At 70.1% G+C, this 22944-nt stretch carries 20 protein-coding genes; 11 read left to right on the forward strand and 9 right to left on the reverse strand.

The genetic code is table 11. The features are described 5' to 3' along the window. Nucleotides 1-117: 117 nt before the first annotated feature. Nucleotides 118-3927 carry a Ti-type conjugative transfer relaxase TraA gene (traA, locus tag ACP56T_RS11420; protein ID WP_430912230.1) on the reverse strand — a complete coding sequence of 1270 codons (3810 nt, stop codon included), beginning with the start codon at nucleotides 3925-3927 and terminating at the stop codon, nucleotides 118-120. 349 nt (nucleotides 3928-4276) lie between these two features. Between traA and ACP56T_RS11425 the strand changes: the two genes are divergently transcribed. From ACP56T_RS11425 to ACP56T_RS11435, 3 genes are read left to right on the forward strand one after another with little or no spacing between them, the layout of a single operon-like run. Further along, nucleotides 4277-4615, forward strand: a complete 339-nt coding sequence (locus tag ACP56T_RS11425; RefSeq protein WP_430912231.1) for a TraC family protein — start codon at nucleotides 4277-4279, stop codon at nucleotides 4613-4615. Then, a complete protein-coding gene (locus ACP56T_RS11430) occupies nucleotides 4599-4796 on the forward strand; it encodes a conjugal transfer protein TraD (protein ID WP_430912232.1) in 198 nt (65 codons plus the stop codon). Before ACP56T_RS11425 ends, ACP56T_RS11430 begins: the two co-directional genes overlap by 17 nt. Then, nucleotides 4793-6787 carry a conjugal transfer protein TraG gene (locus tag ACP56T_RS11435; protein WP_430912233.1) on the forward strand — a complete coding sequence of 665 codons (1995 nt, stop codon included), beginning with the start codon at nucleotides 4793-4795 and terminating at the stop codon, nucleotides 6785-6787. The genes ACP56T_RS11430 and ACP56T_RS11435 overlap by 4 nt, the downstream gene beginning before the upstream one ends. Nucleotides 6788-6957: 170 nt before the next feature. Here ACP56T_RS11435 and ACP56T_RS11440 read toward each other — a convergent pair whose 3' ends face one another. Then, on the reverse strand, nucleotides 6958-7131 hold the full coding sequence (locus tag ACP56T_RS11440; protein WP_430912234.1) for a hypothetical protein: 174 nt from the start codon (nucleotides 7129-7131) through the stop codon (nucleotides 6958-6960). A 434-nt stretch (nucleotides 7132-7565) separates the two neighbouring features. Here ACP56T_RS11440 and ACP56T_RS11445 point away from each other — a divergent pair, with 434 nt between their 5' ends. The 4 genes from ACP56T_RS11445 (at nucleotide 7566) to sorB (ending at nucleotide 11143) form a co-directional block, all read left to right on the forward strand. Then, nucleotides 7566-8759 (forward strand): RNA polymerase sigma factor, encoded by a 1194-nt coding sequence (locus tag ACP56T_RS11445; protein WP_430912235.1) that lies wholly within the window; start codon nucleotides 7566-7568, stop codon nucleotides 8757-8759. Then, nucleotides 8759-9475 (forward strand): anti-sigma factor family protein, encoded by a 717-nt coding sequence (locus ACP56T_RS11450; RefSeq protein ID WP_430912284.1) that lies wholly within the window; start codon nucleotides 8759-8761, stop codon nucleotides 9473-9475. The genes ACP56T_RS11445 and ACP56T_RS11450 overlap by 1 nt, the downstream gene beginning before the upstream one ends. Before the next feature lie 122 nt (nucleotides 9476-9597). Continuing rightward, nucleotides 9598-10809, forward strand: coding sequence for a SorA family sulfite dehydrogenase catalytic subunit (gene sorA / locus ACP56T_RS11455; protein ID WP_430912236.1), 1212 nt, complete (start codon nucleotides 9598-9600; stop codon nucleotides 10807-10809). A 13-nt stretch (nucleotides 10810-10822) separates the two neighbouring features. Beyond that, complete coding sequence (sorB, locus tag ACP56T_RS11460; RefSeq protein WP_430912237.1) at nucleotides 10823-11143, forward strand: SorB family sulfite dehydrogenase c-type cytochrome subunit; 321 nt, start codon at nucleotides 10823-10825, stop codon at nucleotides 11141-11143. Between the two features lie 171 nt (nucleotides 11144-11314). Here the strand turns inward: sorB and ACP56T_RS11465 are convergent, their stop codons facing one another. Continuing rightward, the gene (locus ACP56T_RS11465) at nucleotides 11315-12754 is read right to left on the reverse strand and encodes a YncE family protein (protein WP_430912238.1); all 1440 of its coding nucleotides are present in this window, start codon (nucleotides 12752-12754) and stop codon (nucleotides 11315-11317) included. A 49-nt stretch (nucleotides 12755-12803) separates the two neighbouring features. Continuing rightward, on the reverse strand, nucleotides 12804-13136 hold the full coding sequence (copM, locus tag ACP56T_RS11470) for a CopM family metallochaperone (RefSeq protein ID WP_430912239.1): 333 nt from the start codon (nucleotides 13134-13136) through the stop codon (nucleotides 12804-12806). A 263-nt stretch (nucleotides 13137-13399) separates the two neighbouring features. On the opposite strand from copM, the gene ACP56T_RS11475 reads away from it, so the two are divergent. From ACP56T_RS11475 to ACP56T_RS11485, 3 genes are all read left to right on the forward strand, one after another. Beyond that, nucleotides 13400-13909 (forward strand): sigma-70 family RNA polymerase sigma factor, encoded by a 510-nt coding sequence (locus tag ACP56T_RS11475; protein WP_430912240.1) that lies wholly within the window; start codon nucleotides 13400-13402, stop codon nucleotides 13907-13909. Continuing rightward, the gene (locus ACP56T_RS11480) at nucleotides 13906-14700 is read left to right on the forward strand and encodes an anti-sigma factor family protein (RefSeq protein WP_430912241.1); all 795 of its coding nucleotides are present in this window, start codon (nucleotides 13906-13908) and stop codon (nucleotides 14698-14700) included. The genes ACP56T_RS11475 and ACP56T_RS11480 overlap by 4 nt, the downstream gene beginning before the upstream one ends. 61 nt (nucleotides 14701-14761) lie before the next feature. Next, on the forward strand, nucleotides 14762-15646 hold the full coding sequence (locus tag ACP56T_RS11485; RefSeq protein WP_430912242.1) for a LysR family transcriptional regulator: 885 nt from the start codon (nucleotides 14762-14764) through the stop codon (nucleotides 15644-15646). A gap of 13 nt (nucleotides 15647-15659) precedes the next feature. On the opposite strand, the gene ACP56T_RS11490 is transcribed toward ACP56T_RS11485, so the two are convergent. The 3 genes from ACP56T_RS11490 to ACP56T_RS11500 form a co-directional block, all read right to left on the reverse strand. Continuing rightward, on the reverse strand, nucleotides 15660-16751 hold the full coding sequence (locus ACP56T_RS11490; protein ID WP_430912243.1) for a molybdopterin-dependent oxidoreductase: 1092 nt from the start codon (nucleotides 16749-16751) through the stop codon (nucleotides 15660-15662). 64 nt (nucleotides 16752-16815) lie between these two features. Next, nucleotides 16816-17898, reverse strand: coding sequence for a YeiH family protein (locus ACP56T_RS11495; protein WP_430912244.1), 1083 nt, complete (start codon nucleotides 17896-17898; stop codon nucleotides 16816-16818). Between the two features lie 277 nt (nucleotides 17899-18175). Beyond that, a complete protein-coding gene (locus tag ACP56T_RS11500) occupies nucleotides 18176-18976 on the reverse strand; it encodes a pentapeptide repeat-containing protein (protein ID WP_430912245.1) in 801 nt (266 codons plus the stop codon). A 185-nt stretch (nucleotides 18977-19161) separates the two neighbouring features. Here ACP56T_RS11500 and ACP56T_RS11505 point away from each other — a divergent pair, with 185 nt between their 5' ends. Beyond that, nucleotides 19162-19836 carry a Crp/Fnr family transcriptional regulator gene (locus tag ACP56T_RS11505; protein ID WP_430912246.1) on the forward strand — a complete coding sequence of 225 codons (675 nt, stop codon included), beginning with the start codon at nucleotides 19162-19164 and terminating at the stop codon, nucleotides 19834-19836. A 774-nt stretch (nucleotides 19837-20610) separates the two neighbouring features. Here the strand turns inward: ACP56T_RS11505 and ACP56T_RS11510 are convergent. Next, nucleotides 20611-21531, reverse strand: a complete 921-nt coding sequence (locus ACP56T_RS11510; RefSeq protein ID WP_430912247.1) for a DUF2493 domain-containing protein — start codon at nucleotides 21529-21531, stop codon at nucleotides 20611-20613. 343 nt (nucleotides 21532-21874) lie between these two features. Continuing rightward, nucleotides 21875-22930: a DUF7146 domain-containing protein gene (locus tag ACP56T_RS11515; protein WP_430912248.1), complete on the reverse strand. Its 1056-nt coding sequence runs from the start codon at nucleotides 22928-22930 to the stop codon at nucleotides 21875-21877. Nucleotides 22931-22944: the final 14 nt, after the last annotated feature.

Genomic DNA, 22944 nt, shown 5'->3' on the forward strand with positions numbered 1-22944 from the left:
CCAACTCCGGGCAATCCTCTCGATCCGTCATGCGACGGCCCAACTCCAAGGTGTCCTCTCTCTCCTACCCTTACCCATCGTCGCTGCGGCGCCAATACGATCACCGTGGCGTCCGCATCACAGCGAGGGGCCGAGATCCGGCCCTCTGTCGAGTTCCTGCCGCTGGTCCAGGGTCTGCTCCTTGTCGAGGTGCCGCTCCTGGCGTTGCGCCAGGGCGACGAGCCGGTCCAGGGTGCCGTCCTTGATGTAGGAGGCGACGTACCCGCCCCCGCTCAGGATCGCCCGCTCCTCGTCGTCGAGCCACTGGCCCGGGCCGAGGCTGCGCTGCGGCGAATGGCCGATCGCCCCGTTGGCGCCGAACCGGCGTCCCACCGCCTCGGCGAAGGCCTCGATTTCCGCCCGCAGCTCGGGCGTCGCGACGGCTTCCGCCACGCCGGCGTCGAGGGCCTTCGTCACCGACGTCGACGTGCGACCGACCTTGGCCAGGAGGGTGGCGGCTCTCGGGCTCAGGCCCGGCACCTCGATCAGCAGGCGCCGACGATACTGGATCTCCGCCGGACGCCCCTTGCCGGCGATCGACTCGAGACGCCCCTTCAGCTCGTTCGCCAAGATCCTGGCCTCAGTCAGGGCCGACTCCGCCGCGGCGCGCTCTTCCTTCTCCGCCTTGGGGACGAACCAACCCTTCCGGCCGCGCAGGCCGCCATACGGTTCGACATCGGCGAACAAGGCATCGAGCTGGGCATCGAACACGCGCGCGGGCTGGCGCAGTTCGGCCAGGATCGCGGCGTAGAGCGGGCCGGGCTTTTTGACCGCCAGTCGCAACTCCCGGAGAACGGGCCGGCTCCATGGCGAAAGATCCGTCTCGACGTCGACCCGATCGTAGAGCGCCTCCCTGATGCCCTTCTCGCCGAGGTCGATCGCCGCAAGGAACGGCTTGAGCGGCGCGGCGGCGTCCGCATTCGTGGCCACTGTCGGCGCCGGATCGACGCGCACCTCCGCGGTCGGCTCGACGCGCACCGCCTCGGCGGGACGGTGTGCGGCAATCGCCTTCCAGGCCACGGCGAGCCGCGCGGCGAGGCCGTGCAGACGGCGCCAGCGACCCTCGGCGCTGCGTATCATCGCCCGGGCGCGCTTCACCATCGCGGGGGCGAGGGCGGCATGACCGTTGAGGCCGCGGCGCTCGGCAAAGGCCGAGGCCAGCGCCCGCAGATCCTGCGGGCGCACCCGGTCAGCAATGTCGGTTTCCGCCCGTTCCAGCCGCGCCAGGGCGGCTTCGATCGCCGCCAGTGCGGGGGATATGGACGGTTCGATGGTTGGTGTCTTCGCCGAAGCGCCGAGCTCGGCCGCGTGCAGAGCAGCACCGACCTCGACGGCCGCGGATCCCGGAGCCTCGCCGGCCGGCGACGCGGACTCGAGCCGGTTCGCCAGAGCCGTGATCCCGGCCGCCATCCGGCCGGCGTCGAGCAGCGGCAGCTCGCTCGCGCGAGCCCGGACGGCCTCGCCGTCCATCGCCTCCGGAAGCTCTGTCAGCGCCACCGCCGACTCGCGGAACGCGGCCTCGCCGGCATGATCGAGCGTCGAAGCCTTCGACCCGTCGCGCGACATCCGGCGCGCCAAGCCGTCGAGGGCGGCCGCGTCGAGGACGTCCGTCGACGGCGCCGCGCCGAGCTTAGGCAGGCGCCATTCCGGCACGAAGTCGGCGTGCGCGCCGTGCAGAACCACCGCGTGCCGGTGGCGCGTCATCGCCACGTAGGCGAGGTGCCGATCCATGCCGGGCGTGGCCAGCACATGCACCCGATCGAGCGTCGCGCCCTGAGATTTGTGCACGGTCGCGGCGTAGCCGTGGTCGAGGTTGCGGTAGGCTTCCGCCCGGACCTCGATCCGCTCGCCATCCCCGGTCCCGTCGCGGTCCAGCCGCACCACCAGCCGGCCGCTCGAAGCCGCCTCGACGGTGGCCAGCATGCCGTTCTTCACGCCGAGCGAGCGGTCGTTCTCCAGGAACAGCACCCGGTCGCCGGGGGCGAACATCCGCTCGCCGCGCGCCGTCACGAACCGCGCGTCGTCGGCAAGCCGCCCATCGGCCTTCAGGGCTGACCGGGCCATCGCGTTGAGAGCGAGCACGTCGGCGTTGGTCTGCGCCAGGATCAGCGTCTCGGTCGCACGACCGTCTGGCTTGAGGCCAAGATAATCCGGCTTCCAGGCCGCGATCAGGGCCTCGCGCGCGCTCTCCCGATCGGGCGAGAACCGGACCATCCCGGCCTCGCGATAGACCCCGATCGCCGCCGCAACTTCGCCGCGGGCGAAGGCCACGCTTGCCCGCCGCATCGCCGGGCTGACTTGCCGCCAGACCTCCGAGAGTTCGGCGAAGCCGATCGTCTCGGTGATCGCCCGGAACCCGGCGCCGGCCTCGATCGGCTGGAGTTGCATCGCGTCGCCGACCAGCACGAGCTTGGCCCCACGCCGCTCCACCTCCTGGACGATCCGGGAGAGTTGCTCGGAGGCGACCATGCCGGCCTCGTCGAGCACGAAGACGTCGCCCTTCGCCATCAGGTCGCGGTCATTCTTCCAGGCCAGTTCCCACGAGGCCAGCGTGCGGCTGCCGATCCCGGCGCTGCGCTCCAATCCCTCTGCCGCCTTGCCGGCGAGAGCCCCACCGACGACGCGGTGGCCGGCGCCGATCCAGGCGGCGCGCGCGACGCCGAGCATGGTCGACTTGCCGGCCCCGGCAAAGCCGACCACGGCCGCGATCCGAGCCGGTGACGTGACGTGGCGCACCGCCTCGCGCTGCTCCTCGGACAGTTCCGGGCGGGCAGCGAAGGCGCGCTCCAGCGCGCGCTCCGGGACGCGGTGGCCTGCATCGGCGTAGAGCCGTCCGGTGGCAGCCTGCATCGCCACCTCGGCGCGCAGGAGCGCCCGCGTGGTCCAACGGGCCGGCGACACCACCCGGCCGCTCTCCGGGTCGAACACCTCCTCGGCGACCGCCACCAGATCCGGGGATTGGCCGAGCCTGAGACGGACCGCGTCGAAGGCGATCGGATCGTCGATGTAGCGGAACACCGCCTTGGCGATGTCGCGCTCGTCGAAGACGCTCTTCTCGCGCGACAGGATCGGCAGCAGCCGGCTCGGATCCTCGACGATCGCCTGGGCGTTGCGGGCGCGGCGCTCGCGCTCCTCGGCGACGCGCACGGCCTCCTTGCCGTTGAGCGCCATGTTCGAGGCGATGACGCCGATATGTCCGGTCGGCTCGATGACGATGCCGGCCTCAGCATGCGAGCGGTGGTCGATGCGCCTCTCTAGACCGGCCGCAGCGAGGTGCTGGTTGGCGCTGTCCGCCCACGAGCGGCGCCAGCCGATCAACTCCTTCATCGGCGCCGCCATCCGCTCGTACCGGGGCTTGCCGTCTCCGCGATAGAGCACGGCCCCGGAGGTGTCGCGGGCCAATTCGAACTTCGCCCCGAACCCCTGCTCGGTCAGCCGGCGCAGGGGAATCATCAGGTGGAAGTGCGGGTTGCCGGGGCTGTCGTGCACGGCCCAATCGGCGACGAAGCCCTTGGCGGTGACGTGCTCCTCGATCCAGTCGCGGGCGAGCGCGACGTTCTGCTCACGCGTCAGGTCGACGGGCAGGGCGACGTTCATCTCCATCGCCAGGCCGGTGCCCTTTAGGCCTTCCTTCCGCTCGACCGCGTTCCAGAGGAACTCGGAGGCGCCATTCTCGCTTCGTCCGTCGATGCCGGTGCGGAACCAAGCCGGCGTCTCGGCCGGCAGGGACAGCTCAGCGTGGGTGACGTGCTCCTTGCCCTCATAGCTGAAGCTCTGGCCGGTGGCGGAGCAGGTCATGCTGGCGGCGCGCCGGTAGGCAGCGGCTGCGACGGCACTCCGTCCGCCGGCCGCGCTGATGACCTGAGCGCTGAGGTGGTAGATCGCCAAGAGCGCCTCCGAGCTTGGCCGTACCACGCCGATCCGGGGAAATCCACGATTTCCCCATAAGTGCGCCCTTCGCCCTGCTCCGGGATCCTGCGGAGGCGCTGACGCGCCGTAGCTCCGCTTCGACGAGGCCCCTTTCGGGGCCGTCCATCCGTCGAGCGTGAGCCCGCTGACGCAGCCGCTCAAGGAGGACCGGCGTGGCTGGAAGGAGGGCAGGGGACCGGGCCGGAGGACGGTTGCGCGTCGTTCGAACGAACAGGCGCCGCCCTGATCGAGGGGCAGGCGGTGCCGATTGTCAGAGGCAACGTAGGGTTTCGGCTTCGCAAACGGCCAAGCTGTTGCTACACGCCCGATGCTCAATTTGCAGCAGGGATGGGCAGTTCAGTTCATGGCAAGGCAGCAATCGCGCGCGACGATCCTCGCTGAAATCGAGGCCCTTCAGAAGAGGCTTGAGGCCCACGACAAGGCACAGGCCGAGCGCATCGGGAAGATCGCGGTGAAGGCCGGGCTGGCCGCCCTCGACCTCAACGAGGCGCAGCTCAGCGAGGCGTTCGCGGATCTCGCACGGCGATTTCGCAAGGACGGAGCGCCCGACGGCGAAGGGGGATCGAAGCCCGAGGGCGACGGAGCGTCAGAGCCTGATGCGAAGCCTGCGGGAGGCGCGAAGAAGGCTCATGCGGGAGCGCACTGACGAGCGGCGCGCCGACGCCCATCTCAAGATCCAGCTCGGCGGTCTCATCATCAAGGCCGGACTCGGCGACATGCCGCGCGACCAGCTCCTCGGCCTCCTCCTCGATGGGCGCGAACGCGTCCGCGATCCCGAAATCGCCGAGCAGTTTGCCCGGCGAGGAGCGAAGGAGTTCAAATCATGAAGTGGATCTACGCCGCCCTCGTCGTCGCGATCGGGCTCGCGCTGCATCTCGGGATCAGCCTGTTCCTCACGCCGCTCGTCGGGGCGGTCTACGTCGTGGAGCCGGGGCATTCGATGATGCTCCGCGCCCTGCGCGTCGCCGCGGTGGCGTTGCCCGCCCTCGTTCTGTTCGCCGCCGCCGGCCTCACGCGGCCGGGTGTCAGCGGCCGCGTGGTCGCGATGGCCGTGTCCCTGTTCCTGATCGGACTCTGCGCCTGGACAGTGCGGGACGAGGTCGCGCGCCTCGTCGCACAGAACCCGGGCGCGGATGCGCGTCGGCTCCTGCGGCAGGCCGACATTCCGCTGTTCTGCGCGGTGTGCTTCGCGGGTTTCGTGGCGTTCATCGCGCCGCTGGTTTCGCTGGTCCGGGTCAAGAAGACCACGCGCGGCTACAACAAGCCGATCCGCTCGAAATCCGCCGCCTACGGCGATGCCGAATGGGCGACGATGAAGCTCGCCGGCGAGCTGTTTCCGGAGGATGGCGCCCTGGTGCTGGGCGAGCTCTACCGCCCCGATCTCGACCCCAAGAGCACCTCGCGCGTGTTCAAGCCGAACGACCCTCGGACCTGGGGCTCAGGCGGCCGGAAGCCCATGATGGGCTTCGACTGCGATTTCGGCTCGACCCACGGCCTCGTGTTCTCCGGATCGGGCGGCTTCAAGACCACCGGCACGGTGATCCCGATGCTGCTGTCGTGGCCCGGCAACGCGGTGGTGCTCGATCCCTCGACCGAACTGCATCCGATGCTCGACACGTATCGCAGGAACATCCGCGGCAAGGGCTTCAGGCGGGCCGTCCACTGCATCACGCCGACCCAGCCGAAAAGCGGCTTCAACGTGCTCGACTGGATCGGCCGGGGCGAGAATTCCGCCGAGAAGGACATCTCGGCCGTCGTCGGCTGGATCGCCACCGGACCGGTGAAGAGGGACGATCCGAAGGATTTCTTCCGCAACTCGGCCCTGCAGCTCCTGCGCGGGGTCCTGGCCTACATCTGCCTCAACCGATCGTTCGCGGAGAAGCCGCGCACCCTGCGCACCCTGCGCGAGATGATCTCCGAGCCCGAGCCGGATTTCCTGGAGCGGCTGAGCGTCATCCTGCGCGCCGAGGATGAGGGCTCGTTCGCGTCACTGGCCCTCGGGCCTTTCAAGAGCATGACGCCGCAGACCTTCTCGGGCGTCTACGCCACCGCGGCCGACCTGACCAACTGGCTGAGCTTCAGGGAATACGCCGCCATCGTCTCCGAGGGGGAGTTCTCCAGCCTCGATCTGATCGAGAGCGACATCGACGTGTTCATCTCGCTCGATCTCCAGACGCTGCAGGATTATGCGGGCTTGGCGCGGGTCATCATCGGCGGTCTCCTCAACGCGCTCTATCACGCCAACGGCGAGATCAAGGACCGCGTCGCCTTCATCCTCGACGAGGCGGCGCGGCTCGGCAACATGAGCCTCATCCCGGTCGCGCGCGACGCCGGCCGCAAGTACGGCATCACGATGGTTCTGGTCTATCAGTCGCTCGGACAACTGCGCGATCAGTGGGGCGGCAAGGACGCCGTCTCCGACTGGTTCGAGTCGACGTCCTGGCAGAGCTTTTCAGCGATCACCGACGTCGATACGGCCAAGTGGCTGTCGGAGCGCTGCGGGTCGTACACGCAGGAGATCGTCTCCTACAGCCAGCAGGCCAACACCGGGAAAGGGCGCGGCGTCAGCCTGTCGGCCTCGACCAGCCTGCAAAAGCGCTCCCTGATCCTGCCCGACGAGATCATCAACACGATGCGGCGCGACGAGCAACTCCTGTTCGTCGGCGGCGTCGAGCCGATCCGCTGCGGGCGCCCGATCTACTACCGCCGCGACGACATGAAGAAGCTGGTCGGAACGAACCGCTTCCATACCCGCGACGCGCAGGATGCGCTCGACATCGGGAACGTCGGCGAGGACGCCGTGAAGGAGGCGGCCTGACGGGCCGTTCGCCGCGTCGCCAGCCGCAGCAAAACCCGTCCGCACGGACGGTTCGGCGGCCGCCCGCATGGGAGGCCGCCGAAGGCTTTTTTAGCGCGGCACAAACCAGGGTGACACCCGCCCCGATCGCCGGATTGAAGGCCGCCGGTAGGCGGCCCTGGGGGAGGGGCTCAGCCCTCCGTGGAGAGCTTGGCGACCTCGGCCTGGGCGGCCTTCAGTTCGGCCGCGATGGTGCGCCGTTCGTGCGGGCAGGAGACCGAGGCCAGCTCGGCCTGGAGTTCCGCGACGTGGGTCATGAGGGCGTAGCGGGCGTGGGCGGGGAGGCTCGAGGTGGGGCGCGGCATCGGTGGGGTGTCCCTGGCGCCCGGGACCGTCCCGGCGCGATGCGACCCCCAAACAGGCGACGGCGCCGCCCGCACCCCGAAAGGGGCCGCAGCGCAGCGGAGGACCGGCCGGACGGGCGATTTTGTCCCGCGAGGAATGGCGCGCAGCGCCAGGGGAAAATCGTCCGGCCGGACGGTTGCGGGCGGTGACGGCGTCTGTTCCCTCGTCGCCATCGTGTTGGGACGGTCCGTCGCTGTGGCGACCGTCGGCGCCGCGGTTCACCGACGGTTCCGCATGGTCGGGTCGGCCGGCCACCGTGCTTGCCGGACGTGGCGAGGTGGCCGTTTCCCACGCCCGCCGCTGCTCCAGGATGGCTCGGGAGGACGCCCCCCAACGTGCGCCGTGTCCTCGCGATGGCTACCGGGTCTGCCTCCTGCTCCGGATGCGCGCGGCGTTGCGCCGACGCGATCTGCACGCGGAACCCAGCCTGCGCTACGCCGACCCGCGCAAGGGGTTGCTGGAGGGCGCCGCGTGGGAGGCGGCCCGCCCGGCCGTGTGCCGCTCCCTCGGCGTCTCACCGTCGGCGACGGAGGAACTGAATCAGCTCGGCGCGCGACTCGACGCCGCCTGGCGGCAGGCGGCCGAGATGCTACCCGCCAGCACGGCGATGCGTCTGCGCGACGGGGAGGATCCCGGCCTCGTGCTGACCACCCTCGACAAGCTCGAAGAGCCGGCGAGCCTCCTGACGTTGCGGACGGCCGTTCAGGCGCGGATGCCGCGTGTGGACCTGCCGGAGGTCCTGCTGGAGGTCCATGCCCGCACCGGCTTCCTCGATACCTTCACCCACGCCAGCGAAGCCGGATCGCGCGCCGCGGGACTGGCAACGAGCCTCAGCGCGGTGCTGCTGGCCGAGGCCTGCAACACCGGCTTCGAGCCTCTGATGCGCGCTGACGTTGCGGCGCTGCGCCGCGCACGGCTGAGCTGGGTCAAGCACAATTACCTGCGCGCCGACACGCTGACAGCGGCCAACGCCCGCCTGGTCGCCGCCCACCCTGCGGCAATATCAGGCCTCCCACCATCCAAAATCATCGACACGGATGGCGCTGCTGTCTCCTCATGCGTCGTTATGATACGGAGCACGGGGGGACGATACGTCAGGATGCGATCCATCGGCCAGCACCTCGTCGAAGCGTGGCCGCGCCTGTTCCGCTACGCCCTGACGCTGACGCGGGAGCCTGACGCCGCGCGCGACCTGATGCAGCAGAGCGCCCTCAAGGCGCTCTCGACGGGGACGACGCCGAGCGAACCCCGGGCGGCCCGCGCCTATCTGTTCCGGATCGTGCGCCACGCCTGGATCGACCGCATCCGCCGGAACCGATCCCGGCGCGAGGACGATCTCGTGGATTGGCCCGACGAAGGGTTCGACGACCGCCTGATCGAGGCCATCGCCGTGCGCCAGGCTTTCGCCGCCCTCGATGCGCCCTGCCGGACGGTCGTGACCTGCGTGGACGTCGAAGGCCTAAGCTACCGGGAGACCGCCGAACGGCTCGGCATTCCCGTCGGCACGGTCATGAGCCGTCTGCACCGGGCGAGGCGGATCATGCTGCACCGGATCGCCGGGCCGTCCGATGGGAGCGAGGGGCGGTGATGCGCTGGGAGACCCTAAATGCCTACGTCGATGGGGAACTCGACGCGCAGGACCGGCGCGCTGTCGCGGAGACGCTGGCACGGGACCCGATCCTGGCCGCGCGGGTCGCGACCCTGACCCGGCTGAAGCAGGGGGTGAAGCAAGCGGTAACGGCGGCGGCCGTGCCGCCCCGGCGCGCGCCGATCGCCCGCGCCTACATCGGATGGGCCTGCGCCGCGGCCCTGGTCGTCCTCGTCGGCACCGGCTGGCTCGTCCTGTCGTCTCGCGCGCCGGCCGACTCCGCGCGCGCGGCCTTCACGGCCTGGAGCGCGGCGGGCTCACCCGCGAACGACGTACGGCTCGCGGGCGGCCCCCCTGGCTTCCCCCTCGATCTCGGGGCGGCCGGCTTCCGCTTGGTCTACCTGTCCCCGGACGACGGTTCGGCCAGTCGCCTCGCCGGTTACGAGGGGCGTCACGGCTGCCGGCTCGCCATCTGGAGCGGCCCGTCGCGCGGACAGGCCGGTCTGGAGATCGCGCAAGGGAGCGGCGGCCTGCGTATGGCGCGCTGGGACAGCGAGGGGCGCCGCTACGTCCTCCTGTCCGAGATGGTGCCGACCGAGCGGTTCGCCCTGCTGGCCGAGGCAGCCGTGCTGCTCACCGAACCGAACAAGACGGACCGCCTGCGGCTCGCCCTGGACCGGGCCACCGGCCTGTCGGAGCGCCCCTGCACCGGCTGACCGGCGCGCGCCGCGGGATTTATTTCGACCCGCCGCGAATAGACCGGGGGCGACGTGCGTCTCCTCCTCCGCACGTCGCGGGCCCGGTCGCCGGAGCCTCGCGCGGATCGGGGAGGAATCGGATGCTCGACAGACGCGATCTCATCAGGCGGGCGGGCCTCACCGCCCTGGCGGGCCTGGGCGGCAGCAGCTTCGCGTCGTTGCGGGCGCTCGCGGGCGACACCGCCACGCTGCCCTTCGGCAATGGCGAGCGGCCCCTGGTGGCCTATCCGGGCAAGCGCCCGCTGCTTCAGATGACCGCGCGGCCGCCGCAGCTGGAGACCCCGTTCTCGGTGTTCGACGAGGGTGCCATCACGCCCAACGACGCGTTCTTCGTGCGCTACCATCTCGCCGACATCCCGACCGAGATCGATCCCGAGACCTACCGCGTCGCGATCAAGGGCCATGTCGAGCGGGAGGTCTCGCTCTCGCTCGCCGACCTGAAGGCGATGCCGACGACCGAGATCGTCGCGGTCAACCAGTGCTCGGGCAATTCCCGCGGCTTCTTTGAACCGCGCATGGCCGGCGGGCAGCTCGCCAACGGCGCCATGGGCTGCGCCCGCTGGACCGGCGTGCCGCTGAAGGCCGTGCTCGACGGGGCCGGGGTGAAGGCGGGCGCCGTGGAGGTCGCCTTTACCGGCCTCGACGGCCCGGTGATCACGGAGACGCCGGACTTCGCCAAGTCGCTCAAGCTCGACCACGCCCGCGATGGGCAGGTGATGCTGGCCTGGGGCATGAACGGGCAGGACCTGCCCTGGCTCAACGGCTATCCCCTGCGCCTCGTCGTGCCGGGCTTCTACGGCACCTACTGGGTCAAGCATTTGGAGAGCATCCGCGTGCTCGACAAACCCTTCGACGGCTTCTGGATGCAGAAGGCCTACCGCATCCCCGACAACGACTGCGCCTGCACCGAACCCGGCAAGGCGGCGGACAAGACGGTGCCGATCAACCGCTTCACGGTGCGCTCCTTCCTGACCAACCTGACCGACGGGGCGGAGGTGAAGGCCGGGCGCACGCCCTTGCGCGGCATCGCCTTCGATGGCGGCTCCGGGATCAGGTCGGTGGCGGTCTCGACCGACGACGGGAAGACCTGGACGGAGGCACGGCTCGGGCAGGATCTCGGTCCCTACGCCTTCCGGCCCTGGACCCTCGACGCGGAGCTGTCGCCGGGGGCGCACGCGATCCGGGTGCGGGCGACCGCCAACGACGGGGCGAGCCAGCCGATGGAGCCGCGCTGGAACCCGGCCGGGTACCTGCGCAACGTGGTCGAGACCACCCGCGTGCGCGCGGCCTGAGGGAGTGACGACGATGACCCGCATCACCCTCGCCCTGGCGGCGGCCCTCGCCCTCGCGGCCGGCGCGGCGCTTGCCGCCCCGAAATCCTACGCGGTGCCGGAGCCGGCCGCGGAGTTGCGGGCGCCGAAGGAAGGCGCGCACGCGGAAGGCTTCGAGGCGGCCCAGGCGAACTGCCTCGTCTGCCATTCGGTGGACTACATCGCGATGCAGCCGCCGGGCAAAGGCGCGGCCTTCTGGGAGTCCGAAGTGACCAAGATGGTCAAGGTCTACCACGCGCCGATCGACGAGGCGCAAGCCAAGGCCATCGCCGCCTACCTCGCCGACACCTACTGATACCAAGCGGCACGGAACAGGACCGATGGTCCTGTTCCGTGCGTCCGGCGGACGACCGCCGCCGCGCAGTCGCGCGGGCAATCGGCGATGAGTCATTGTCATCGCCGATTGGTATGAGGCGCGGCGCGCGACAGGGAGGCGGTCCGGCGACCGCCCCCTCGTCCCGTCTCGTCAGCGCGGTGCCTGGGTCTGGACCGTCGCGCCGGTCTCGCCGGGCTTGCCCTCGACGATGACGAGGCTGCGCCGCGCGGCCTCGTTCGCGTTCTGCGTCACCTGCCGGATCGGGCCCACGGCATTGACGATGGCCGCGCCTGCCGGGTTCGTCATGAAGGCGGCGAGCGGCTCCAGCGGCCCGGCGCCCTTCGGATCGGCCGAGAGGGCCAGCACGTAGGGCTTCTTCGGCGTGAGGCCCGTGACCGCCGCCTGCAGGGTCTGCAGCACGCCCTGGTCGAACAGCGTGACCTGCGTGGCCGCCTTGCCGTCCGGCCCGGCCAGCGTCAGCGTACTCGATTGGCCCGCTGCGCCCAGCGGCTGGAGGTTCGGCGCACCCGCTCCCTCCGGCACCGCCTCCGGGACGTAGGCCACGCCCTGCGGCCCCTGGCCGACCGGGATCGTGGCGATCACCGCGTTGCTGCCGGTGTCGATCACCGCGACCGCGTCGGCATTCTCCAGGCCGACATAGATCCGCGAACCGTCGCCCGAGGGCCAGAGGCCGTGCGGGAGCGCGCCGGTGGGAATCGTCGCGACCTGCGAGAAGTCGTCGGTGCGGAAGACTTTCACCTGGTTCAGGCCGCCGACCGTCACGTAGGCGAACTGGCCGGCCTTCGTGCGCGCGATGTTGACGTGGTTGGTGATCGCTCCGGTCTCGATGGTCTTAAGCGCCTTGAACGGCGGCGTGGCCTCGAACACCTGGACGCGGCCGACGTCCTTCAGGGTGAACCACACCTGCTGGCCGTCGGGCGTCGCCGCGATGTCGGGGCAGAACGGGCTCTCCTGCTTGATCCGCCCGACGATTTCGCGGCTCTTCACTTCGATGGCGACCGTCTCGGGGCTGAAACTGGAGCAGACGTAGCCGTAACGCCCGTCGGGCGAAAAGATCGTCATGCCCGGCCCGTTCGGCACCGCGATCCGGCCCATCTCCCGGCCCGTCCCGGCGTCGAGGATCGCGACGTAGTCTTCGCCGCGCACGCTGACCCAGACCTCGCGCCCGTCCGGCGTGAAGAACGCCTCGTGCGGCGAGCGCCCGACATAGGTCGTATGGCGCACCGTGTTGGTGGCGGTGTCGATGAAGCTGACCGAGTTCGAGCCGATCGAGACGGCGAGCAGGGTCTTGCGGTCGGGCGAGAAGCCCATCCCATGGACGAGAAGCTGGCCGCGATAGAGGGGGCTTAGGTTCGCGGGCGTCGTGTCGCCGAGGCGGATCACGCCGAGGAGCGTGTTGGCGGCGGGATCAATCACCGAGACCGTGTTGGAGAACTGGTCCGAGGTATAGAACCGGTCGCGCGGGCCGACGGGCACGTCCGGCGCCGAGGCAGGCCCCGGCGCTTGGCCCGCAAGCGCGGTCCCGCCGAGGAGGGCGAGCATCAGGGTCGCCGGAATGAGGTGTCGCATCGTGAAGGTCTCTTCGCGCTGATGGTCGGGACGGGGGACGGCAATCCGCTCAGTGACGGTGGTGGGCCGGCGGCTGCGTCGGTGGGGTCTGCGCGACCGGTCGCTCGGCCAGGGCGCGGCGCATGACCTCGATCTCCTGTGCCTGCTCGACGATGATGCCCTGCGCGAGCCGACGCAGGACCTGGTCGCGGCCGTAGGCGAGTTCGGCCTTCGCCATCTCAATCGCGCCCTGATGGTGCGGGATCATCATGGCGGCGAAGTCCCGGTCGGGATCGCCGGACGGCGCCACCGCCATGTCCGCGTGCATCCGCGCCATCGATCGGGCCATCATCGCATCGAAGCCGCCGGGGGCGGTCTCCGCATGCCCGGCGCGCATCATCATGCCGCCACCCAAGATCCCCCCGGCCATCAGGAGGGTGATGAGGATCGCCGTCGGTGCTCCGCGCATGGTCTCTCCCGCAGTGTCGAGGTCACGCGGGGAGAGATGCCGGCCGGGCCGGGATATTCCCCACCGCTCCCGGCCAATGGGTCACGGATGCGTGATGGGCTTGCCGGGGCGAGGCTTGGAATAGTTCGGGCGATTCCGGCATCTCTCGTCCGAACGGCGGCGCGGGCATCGCCGTCGCCGCGAACCGGAGACCGCCCTTGGACGACCTCGCCGTCCTGATCGAACCGCAGATCCCGGCCTTGCGGCGCTACGCGACCGCGCTTCTGCGCCAGCGCGAGGCGGCCGACGACCTCGTCCAGGACACGCTGGAACGGGCGATCCGCGCCTGGCCGCAGCGCCGCGAGGGCGATCTGCGGGCGTGGCTGTTCGCGATCCTGCGCAACCGCTACCTCGAAGGCGTGCGCCGACGCCGGGGCATCGAGGTCGGCCCGGAGGCGCTGATGGAGATCGCGGAGGCCGGGGTCGATCCCGAGGCGGCCGTGGGCGCGCGGGACGTGCTCGACGGGATCGCCGCGCTTCCCGAGGAGCAGCGATCCGTCCTGCTCCTCGTCGCGGTTGAGGACATGTCCTATGCCGAGGTCGCCGCCGTGCTCGCGGTCCCGATCGGCACGGTGATGTCGCGCCTCAGCCGGGCCCGCGGCCGGATGCGCGCTTTCCTCGATCAGGCCCCGACGATCGTCACCGGGCATCTGCGGAGGGTGAAATGACCGCGTCCGACCCGCGTCCCGTCGGCGAGGACGACCTGCACGCCTTCGTGGACGGACGGCTCGATCCGGGCCGCCGCGCCCGCGTCGAGGCGTGGCTCGCCGCGCATCCGGAGGCGGCCGCCCGGGTCGCCACCGACCGGGCGGTGCGGGACCGTCTGCGAGCGCGGCTCGCGCCCGTGGCGGACGAGCCGATCCCCGCCCGCCTGCGCATCGCGAACCTCGCGGCTCCGCGCCGGAGGCGCATCCCGCGCGGGTGGCCGAACGCCGCGGCGGCGGCGCTCCTGCTCGCCCTCGGCGGTGCGGCCGGGTGGGTCGGGCGCGGCGCCGTGCCGGGCCCGGCCCCGGCCGAACCGATGACGCAGGCGGCCGTCTCCGCCTTCCGCACCTACGTGGTCGAGGCCGCCCATCCGGTCGAGGTCCGCGCCGACGGCTCGACCGACCTCGTGCAATGGCTCAGCGCGCGCCTGGGCCGGCCCGTCACCGTGCCGGACCTGCGGGCGCAGGGCTTCCGGTTGATGGGCGGGCGCCTGCTCCCCGCCGGAGACGAGCCGGCGGCGATGCTGATGTACGACGACGACCGGGGCACCCGCCTCACCCTCTACAGCCGGGCCGGGCCGACCGGCGGGCGCGGCGTGTTCCGCTACGCCCGCGCCGACGACGTGGCCGCCTTCTCGTGGATCGACGCCGGGATGTCCTACGTGGTGACGGCCCGCACGGACGAGGCGCGGCTGCTCCGGGTCGCCGAGGCGGTCGATGCGCAGGTCTCGGGCAAGCGCGAGGGCGCGCGGTGACGCGCGCGTCCGGATCCTGCCCGACCACGCCGGCCAAGGCCCCCGCCGAGCCCGAGACGCCATGACCCTCGACCAGTTGCGCATCTTCGTGGCGGTCGCCGAGCGCCAGCACGTCACGCGGGCGGCCGAGGCGCTGAACCTTGTCCAGTCGGCGGTCAGCGCCGCCATCAACGCCCTGGAGACCCGGCACGCCGTCAAGCTGTTCCACCGGGTCGGCCGGGGCATCGAGTTGACCGAGGCGGGCGGCGTCTTCCTCGGCGAGGCTCGCGCGGTGCTCGCCCGCGCCCAGGCGGCCGAACTCGTGCTCGCGGACCTCAGCGGCTTGCGGCGCGGCACGCTGGCCATCCAGGCGAGCCAGACCATCGCCGGCCACTGGCTCCCCCGGCATCTCGTCGCCTTCCGGGCGGCCTATCCCGACATCGTCCTGCGCCTCGGCATCGGCAACACCGCCGAGGCCGCCGAAGCGGTGCGGGCGGGGACGGCGGAACTCGCCTTCGTGGAAGGCGCGATCGACGACGGCAGCCTCGCGAGCACCCCGATCGCCGAGGATCGGCTGGTCCTCGTGGTCTCGCCCGGCCACCCATTGGCCGCATGCGCGCGGCCGGGACGATTGGACCTCGCTTCGGTCTCCTGGGTGCTGCGCGAACCCGGATCGGGCACGCGCTCCGCCTTCGAGGCGGCGCTCGTTGCTTTGGGCATCGCGCCGGACGCACTCACCGTTGCCCTCGAACTGCCGTCGAACGAGGCGGTCCTCGCTGCCATCGTGGCAGGGGCCGGGGCGAGCGTTCTGTCCGAAGCGGTGGTCGGACCCTCGCTGCGAACCGGCGTACTCGTCGCCGTGCCCTTCGCCCTGCCGACGCGGACCTTCCAGGTCCTGCGCCACAAGGAGCGCTACCGCAGTCGCGCCGCCGACGCGCTGCTCGACCTGATCCGTGCCGCTCCTTGATCGGTCGTGGAACTCAGGCGACCTCGACCCGCACACGGTGCCAGGAGGCGCTGAGATAGCCCTTGAAGTTCCACGTCTCGTCCGGCCGCGCCGGCTGGGTCTGCCCGGCGCTGTCCCAGGCGCGCACCGCGAGGTCGCGCTCACCGGACGGAAGGTCCAGCACGATCTCCCAGAACGTCCAGGCGAAGGGAGCGCCGGCCTCGTGTTTCAGCGTGGCTTGATGCCAGGACCGACCGCCATCGCTTGAGACATCGACGCGCACGACCGCCCGGTCTCCCGCGATGGCGTACCCGCGGACGGTGGTCTCGCCCGCCTTGAGCCGGGCTCCGCGCGCGGGCTCGCAGATCGCGGCGTTGAGCGGCATCGTCTCGATGGTGTGGCCTTTCGCCGGATCCGCGGTCTCGGCCGTCATGTCCGGCGGGAACAGCTTGTAGTCGTCGGCTTGCATCGGGTTGGTCGAGGGGTGGTCCTGCACCGTGATGCGCTTCAGCCATTTCGGGCTGCGCACCCCCGCGAAGCCCGGTACGACGGCCCGCACGGGGAAACCGTGTTCGGGCAACAGCGGTGCCCCGTTCATCGCGAAGGCCAGCAGCGTCTCGTCGGCGACCGCTTTGGTGAGCGGGATCGAGACGCTGTAGGGCTGGCCCTCCACCACGTCGTGGCTCTCGAAGGCGACGTGGAGGGCCGAGTGGAGGTTCGCTCCCGGCGCCACGCCCGCCGCACGCAGGACGTCGCCGAGGCGGATGCCGGTCCAGTCCGCCGTCCCGATGGCGCCGCCGTCCCAGGGATCGCCCGAGACCGGGGCCACCGCCCGCATGTCGGCGCGGCGGTTGCCGGCGCATTGCATCGTGGCCGTGACGGTCGCCTCGGGAAACCGCGTGCGCAGATCCGCCAGCGACAGATCGAGGGGACCGACACCCGCGCCGTCGATGGACAGACGCCATGTGGCGGGGTCGATCTCCGGCAGGTCGCCGTGGGAGCGGACGTAGAAGTCTTCCGCAGGGGTCCGGTAACGGGCCCGCAGGCGGGTCAGCGGCGGCTCGGCGTTGTAGGGACGCTCCCCATGAACGATCAGGCGCGCCATACGCTCGGTCAAGCTCGACATCGGATGTCTCTATTTCAAAAGGTCGAGGTTCAACGCGTGCGGACGCGCCGGGTGCAGGCCTCTGTCAGGCGATGCCGAGCATGCGGATCAGCCCGAGGCTCACGGCCGTGAGGGCGGCGAGCGAAGCGACCACCGCCAGGGTGACGCGCGGTCCCGCCTTGGCGACGCTGCGCACGTCGACGCCGAGGCCGAGGGCCGCCATCGACACGATGGTCAGCGCGTTCGCCGTCGTGGCCATCGGGTGCAGGGTCGCTTCGGGAACGAGTCCCGCCGAGCGCAGACCCGCCAGGGCCAGGAAGGCGAGGATGAACCACGGCACCAGCCGGTGCAGCGGCATCCGGCCCGAGGCAGGGCGCTCGCCGGCCGTGGGGTGCGGCACGGTCACGCCCGTCCTCGCGCGCAGCCGGCCGATCCCGAGCGAGAGAGCCAGGACCACCGGCCCGAGCATCAACACGCGGACCAGCTTGACCAAGGTGCCGACCTGAACGCTGAGGGCGGCCACCGGCGCGGTTGCGGCGAGCACCTGCGGCACGGCGTAGACCGTGAGCCCCGCGAGCACGCCGTACTGCATCGGTGAGAGTCCGAGCAGCGGCACGAGCAGGGGCAAGCCGAGAACGACGAGAACGCCGAGCACGGCGGTGAAGGCGATGGACGAGGCGACGTCCTCGCCGTCCGCGTCGATCACCGGGGCCGTCGCCGCGATCGCCGAGTTTCCGCAGATCGAGTTGCCGCAGGCGACGAGGATGGCCAGGCGCGGGGTCAACCCGAGAGCCCGGCCGATGCCGTAGCTCGCCGCGATGGCGAGAGCCACCACCACCGCGATGCCGACGAGAAGCCCCGGCCCGGCTGCGAGCAGCGTCCCGAGGCTGAGCGAGGCGCCGAGCAGGACGACGGCGATTTCCAGGACGGTCTTGGCGCCGAACGCGATCCCGCGAGCGAAGCGCCGACCCGGGTTCCAGGCCGTGCGGACGGCCGTGCCCAGCACGATGGCGAGGACCAGAGCCTCCAGCCACGCACGGCCGAAGATGTGTTCCTCGACCCTCTCCAGCCCGAGGGCGACGCCCGTCACCGCGAGGCAAAGGCTCAGGCCGGGCAGGATGGAAGTCAGGGCAAGCGCGCGTGATCGGAGAAACGCTGCTGCGGGCATGGTGCGTGCACCTCGTGGACTGAAGCTGCCACGATCATGACCGCGCCCATTCGATCACTCCAACGGAACGTATTGATCGTTTTGATCACGTGATGAGATGATTTAGCTGGCGACGACGAACGTCGTGCTTCGGACTGAAGCCAGCCTTTGCGAATGGGCAACCCGAGTTTACGGCTTCGCTGATATGCAGGGAACATTGCAGATTCCGCTGACAGGGTCTCAGGAGACAGAAGCCGTTGAGGTCGGCGGCGGGCCGTGAGGTCGGTGAACGGGCGCGTCAATTGGATGCCTGAGTGACGGCACGGTCGATGTTCACCCTCTCCGCCCAGTCCTTGGCCTCGGACTGACCCTTGAGGTTGATCAGCCGGGCACCGCTGACGTCGACGTTCTTGAAATCCGCACCCGTGACCGTAGCTCCGGTCAAATTGGCCCCGGACAAGTCCGAACCCATCAGCACCACGCCGGTGAGATCGGCATCCTTGAGATTCGCATACTCCAGGCGTGACCGGCCGAGGTTGGCTCCCCTGAGGTTCGCGCCCGACAGGTTCACCGAGGTAAACACCGCCCGCATCAGACCCATGGACTGATTCTTGATGTCGGCTCCGCCCTTAAGATCGACCAGCGTTGCGCCGCTCATGTCGGCGCCCTTGAAATCGCCGATGGGCATGGACCGGCTGAGGTCGGCCCCGCTGAGGTTGGCGTCCCGCGCCGTGATGCCGAACATTTTCGCGTCCGCGAGCTTGGCGCCGGAAAGGTCTGCCTTCAGGAGCCATGCCTGTTCGAGGTTTGCGCCGCTGAGATCGGCGCCGCGCAGATTGGCGTTGTTCAGGCGCGCAGTGCGCAAGTTGACGCTCCGGAGATTCAGCCCGGAGAGATCGAGGCCCGACAGCGCCTTGTCGTGCAGGTCGATGGGCTTACCGTCCGCGGCCTGGATCATCGCCTCGACGTCGGCGCGGCTCATCTCGGCCTTCGTCATGGCGGGTGAGGACATGTCTGCCCCGAGCAGCAGGTCCTGTTCGGCTGCGGCAGGACCGGCGGCGAAGACGGCGAGCATGAAGCTGAGGGCGAGGTAGCGCATCGGTTTCCTCCCGGTGAGCGCCGCGCTTGGCGAGCGCCCTTATCGTGTTCGTTGTGTCGCGATGCTATGCTGGGCCGCTGCACCCGGTCGGTGACCCAGGTCACACAAATCCGGCGCGGCGGGAGAAAAACGCAACGCGCGCCGGACGATCAACCCGTCGTCATGGCCGGGGGACCACGCCAGCCATGACGGATGCCCAGAGGGTCGAGCGATGGATCGACCGGTTTCCGCTCCTCCAGGCTCTCAGCCCGGCGCACCTTCAGATCGCTCGGGGAACCGTGCATTTCCCGGTGCTGGACGCGGGGGCCATCGCCTATGAACTGGATGGCGCGTGTGCCAATTACCTAATGTGCCTAGAGGGACGCACGCGGATCTTCCGGATGTCGGAGGGCGGACGCGAGGTGCTGATCTACAAGGTTGGCCCGGGTGGCACCTGCGCCCTGACCACCCAATGTCTTCTGTCCGGCGGCACCTTTCCAGCGCAGAGCGTGGCCGAGGAGCGAACCGAGCTCGCGGCCCTGCCGGACAGCACGTTCCAGCACCTGATGGGCGACAGCGCGGCGTTCCGCAGCTTCGTCATGGATGACTACACGCGATTGATGTCCGGCCTGTTCACGCTGATCGACGAGGTCGCGTTCGCACCGCTGAAGCAGCGCCTCGCGCAACGCCTCCTCGCTGAAGCCGATCCGCGAGGCGTCGCCGCGGTGACCCATCAAAAGCTCGCGGACGATGTCGGCAGCGTGCGCGAGGTGGTGAGCCGCATCCTGGCACAATGGGCCGAGGCGGGCCTGATCGAACTTCGTCGAGGCGCGGTAGAGATTGTTGACCGGACCCGCTTGGAGGCCGCCGGGCGGCGGTGACTGGCGGCGTACTGTTGTCTATTTTTGAGGCCGACGCCAATCGAGCTTTACGACTGGGTTGGTTCGGTAGGGCCTTGTCTGCTCTTTTTGGCAATCCCTCCCCAGAGTAGACAGGCCACTACTGGCCAGACTTTGCCGAACCGAGTCCATTGAACTGCCTGGAAGCGGACATTCCGACCGTCTGCAATGGGTCAGCAACGGCGGTCATAGGTTTACCAGGGGCGGGGAGGGGGGAGGGGACAGCAAATCAAGTCGAGCGGCTTGATAGGACAGGAGGCTTTACTTGGGCAGCATTTCGCGCTCGACCGGACGCACCTCGCTGTCTTCCGGCGCCAGGTATCAGGCGGCGCAACTCGCAAGATGCGACGCGATCGCACTACGCAAAGCGGCTCAGCTCAGATCAGCGCGATCCGTTAAATTTTCTCACAGCAGGAATGATACGGGGGAGGGCGGGTACAACAGTAGCGCTCCAGCGTTCCCTCCTTCTCATCAGAGTCCTCCCCAGCGACACCACAGGCAACCGCTCCCCTCGGAAAGGGGAATGCGTTGCCCCTCATCCACCAAGCAAGACCCTCTAATCCAACGGGCACAACACGTATTCGCATAATATACGTTATGGAACCTAATCAGCTCTTCGAAACAAATAACTCATCTTACGGCAGGATACTGAAAAATCCATAGCTGAGTGATGCCTCAGCTTTTGGCAGTTTCATAAGGACGGGAGGGGAGGGCGCTTTCCGGACGCGACAGCCCCCTCCCCTACCCCTAAGGTAACTAGCCAGCGGGCTTCACGCCCCGCCGCACGGGGATGCCCTTGGTCAGGGCCTTGTCGGCAAGGTTGTCGCTGATGCCACCGCCGGGGAAGTGCACCACGCCGATCGGCATCTGCTCCAGGATCGCGTCGTTGCGCCGGAACGGAGCCGCCTTGCTGTGGCGCTTCCAGTCGGGCCGGAACACCACCTGGGCGACCTTGCGGTTCTCCGCCCACTTCGCGGCGATCAGTTCGGCCCCCTCCCCGCCCCCATGCAGCAGCACCATGTCGGGGTGCTTGGCGCGCACCCGGTCGAGGGTGGCCCAGATCACGGCGACATCCTGGAACTGCTTGCCCCCCGTGAAGGCGATGCGCGTCCCCTGAGGAAGGTGGATCTCGGTCTCCGCCCGGCGCCGCGCGCTGATGTAGTCGCGCGAGTCGATCATCGCCGCGGTCATGGTGGCGTGGTTAACCCGCGATCCGGAATGCGGGCGCCACAGCGACCGGGTGGTCCGGGTGAAGAAATGAGCGGCGGTGTCGCGGGCGTACTCGAAGCTGTTGCGGCGCTCGCTCAGCGTCTGCCCAAGGGCGGTGAGACGTTCGAGTTCGACCGAGAGCACCTCGCTGCCGTCCTGCTCGCGCTGGCTCTGACGCTGGGCCTGCTCGTTCTCGTCGAGCTTGCGCTCTATCTGCTCGACCCGGCGGTGCAGGACGTTCACGAAGCCCCACAGCACGTCCTCGAGGTCGTCCTCCAGGCGGGTGCCGGTGAAGGCCTGCTCGAGTTCGGCCATCGCCACGCGCAGGGCCCCATCCATCACGCGCTTCGTGGGCAGCGGCCGGGGATCGTCGTGCTCCTCGAACGGGCGGTAGCCGGTGACCGCCAACTCCTCCAGCAGGGACGGGTCGGCGGGCAGGTCCTCGTCGTGGATCGGCTGGTCAAGCATCGCGGGATCCTTGGGTCAGGGTGACCGCGTCCATCGCGGCCTTCCTGGCGACCCAAGGCCGGGCCCAGGGGTCTGGCGCACCCGCGCGTGCACCCGCATCGCATCGTCAGGCGATGCGGCTCGTGCGGGCCGCAGCGGTAGCGGAGGACGGCCCCTGACCGGCGATTTTGCCTCGCGATGCAAAGCCGCCGTCAGGCGGCGGCGGACAATCGTCGGCTCGGGGCCATTGCGCCCAAGATCCCCGGCCCGGCACCCGTCGCCCTCTCAAGAAGGCCGTGGACGCCGGCCCTCTCCGGTCCGGGAAAGCCCGCCAAGCTTGCAGCACGCCCCGCCGCGAGGACCGTCAGGCCACCGCCTCCTCGAACGTGAGGTGGGCCACCGCATCGTTCGGATCGAACTGGGGCGCGAGATGCAGGGCGAGATCGCGCGGTCCGAGGTGGCACAGGTCGCGGTTGAAGTCGTCCTCGCGCGGGATCAGGTCGGTCACGGGGATGCCCGCGGCCTCGGCGCGGCGGCGCAGGATCGCTGCCCCGCGCTCGCCCGCCGGATCGGCGTCGCGTGCGATGTAGAGGTGACGCAGGCCGGGCGGAAGGAACAGGGCGCCGAGGTGCCCGGCCGAGAGAGCGGCGACGTGCGGCACGCCCGGCATCATCCGGTGGACCGACAGCACGGACTCGGTGCCCTCGCCGGCGACCATGAGGTGAGGCACGGTTCCGCCGAAGCGCACGCCGTGGCCAAGCAGGTTCCCGAGCGACCGCCGGGGCTTCGGCAGGTTGGCCTTGCCGCGCCCATCCGGGGCGAGCCAGGTCCGGCCGACGCCGGTGACGGTGCCCGACAGATCGGTGACGGTTGCGAGCAGGGCCGGGTGCCAGGTGTCCGGGCCCGGGGCCTTGCGGGACGCTCGGTACAGGCAGTGCGGGTGGAAGCGGAGGGCGGGCTGACTGAGCGCGTGCTCGAGCCCGCGCGAGCGCAGGTAGGCCGCCGCCGGCGTGCCGGCGAGCGCTTGGCCGTGGCGCAGCAGGCGCCGGGCCGACTCGACCGTATCCTTGGCCAGTTCGCTCGGGCGGGTCCGATCCGACTCGGGTGGCAGGGGTAGGCGCAGGAACGCCCGCGCCTCGGCAAGAGCATCCTTCCAGCCGTCGCCGCGCTGCAACCGGATCAGGTCGAGCAGGTCGCCGTGCTCGGCCGTGGCCGCATCCTGCCACCGCCCGCGGGCGCCCTTGCCGCTGGTCGGGCCGGTCAGGCGCACGTAGAGCGACCCGCCTTCCGTGTTGTGGACATCACCGACGCACCAGTACCGGCCGGAGCGGTGGCCGTTGGAGAGGTAGTGCCGGCAGAACGCCTCGACGTTCTCGGCGAGTTGGCGAGCGATCTCCGCGGCGGGGGGTAGGGTCGACATGGTGGCCTCCCAGT

Source organism: Methylobacterium endophyticum (assembly GCF_050591105.1).
In the GTDB taxonomy this organism is placed as follows: Bacteria; Pseudomonadota; Alphaproteobacteria; order Rhizobiales; family Beijerinckiaceae; genus Methylobacterium.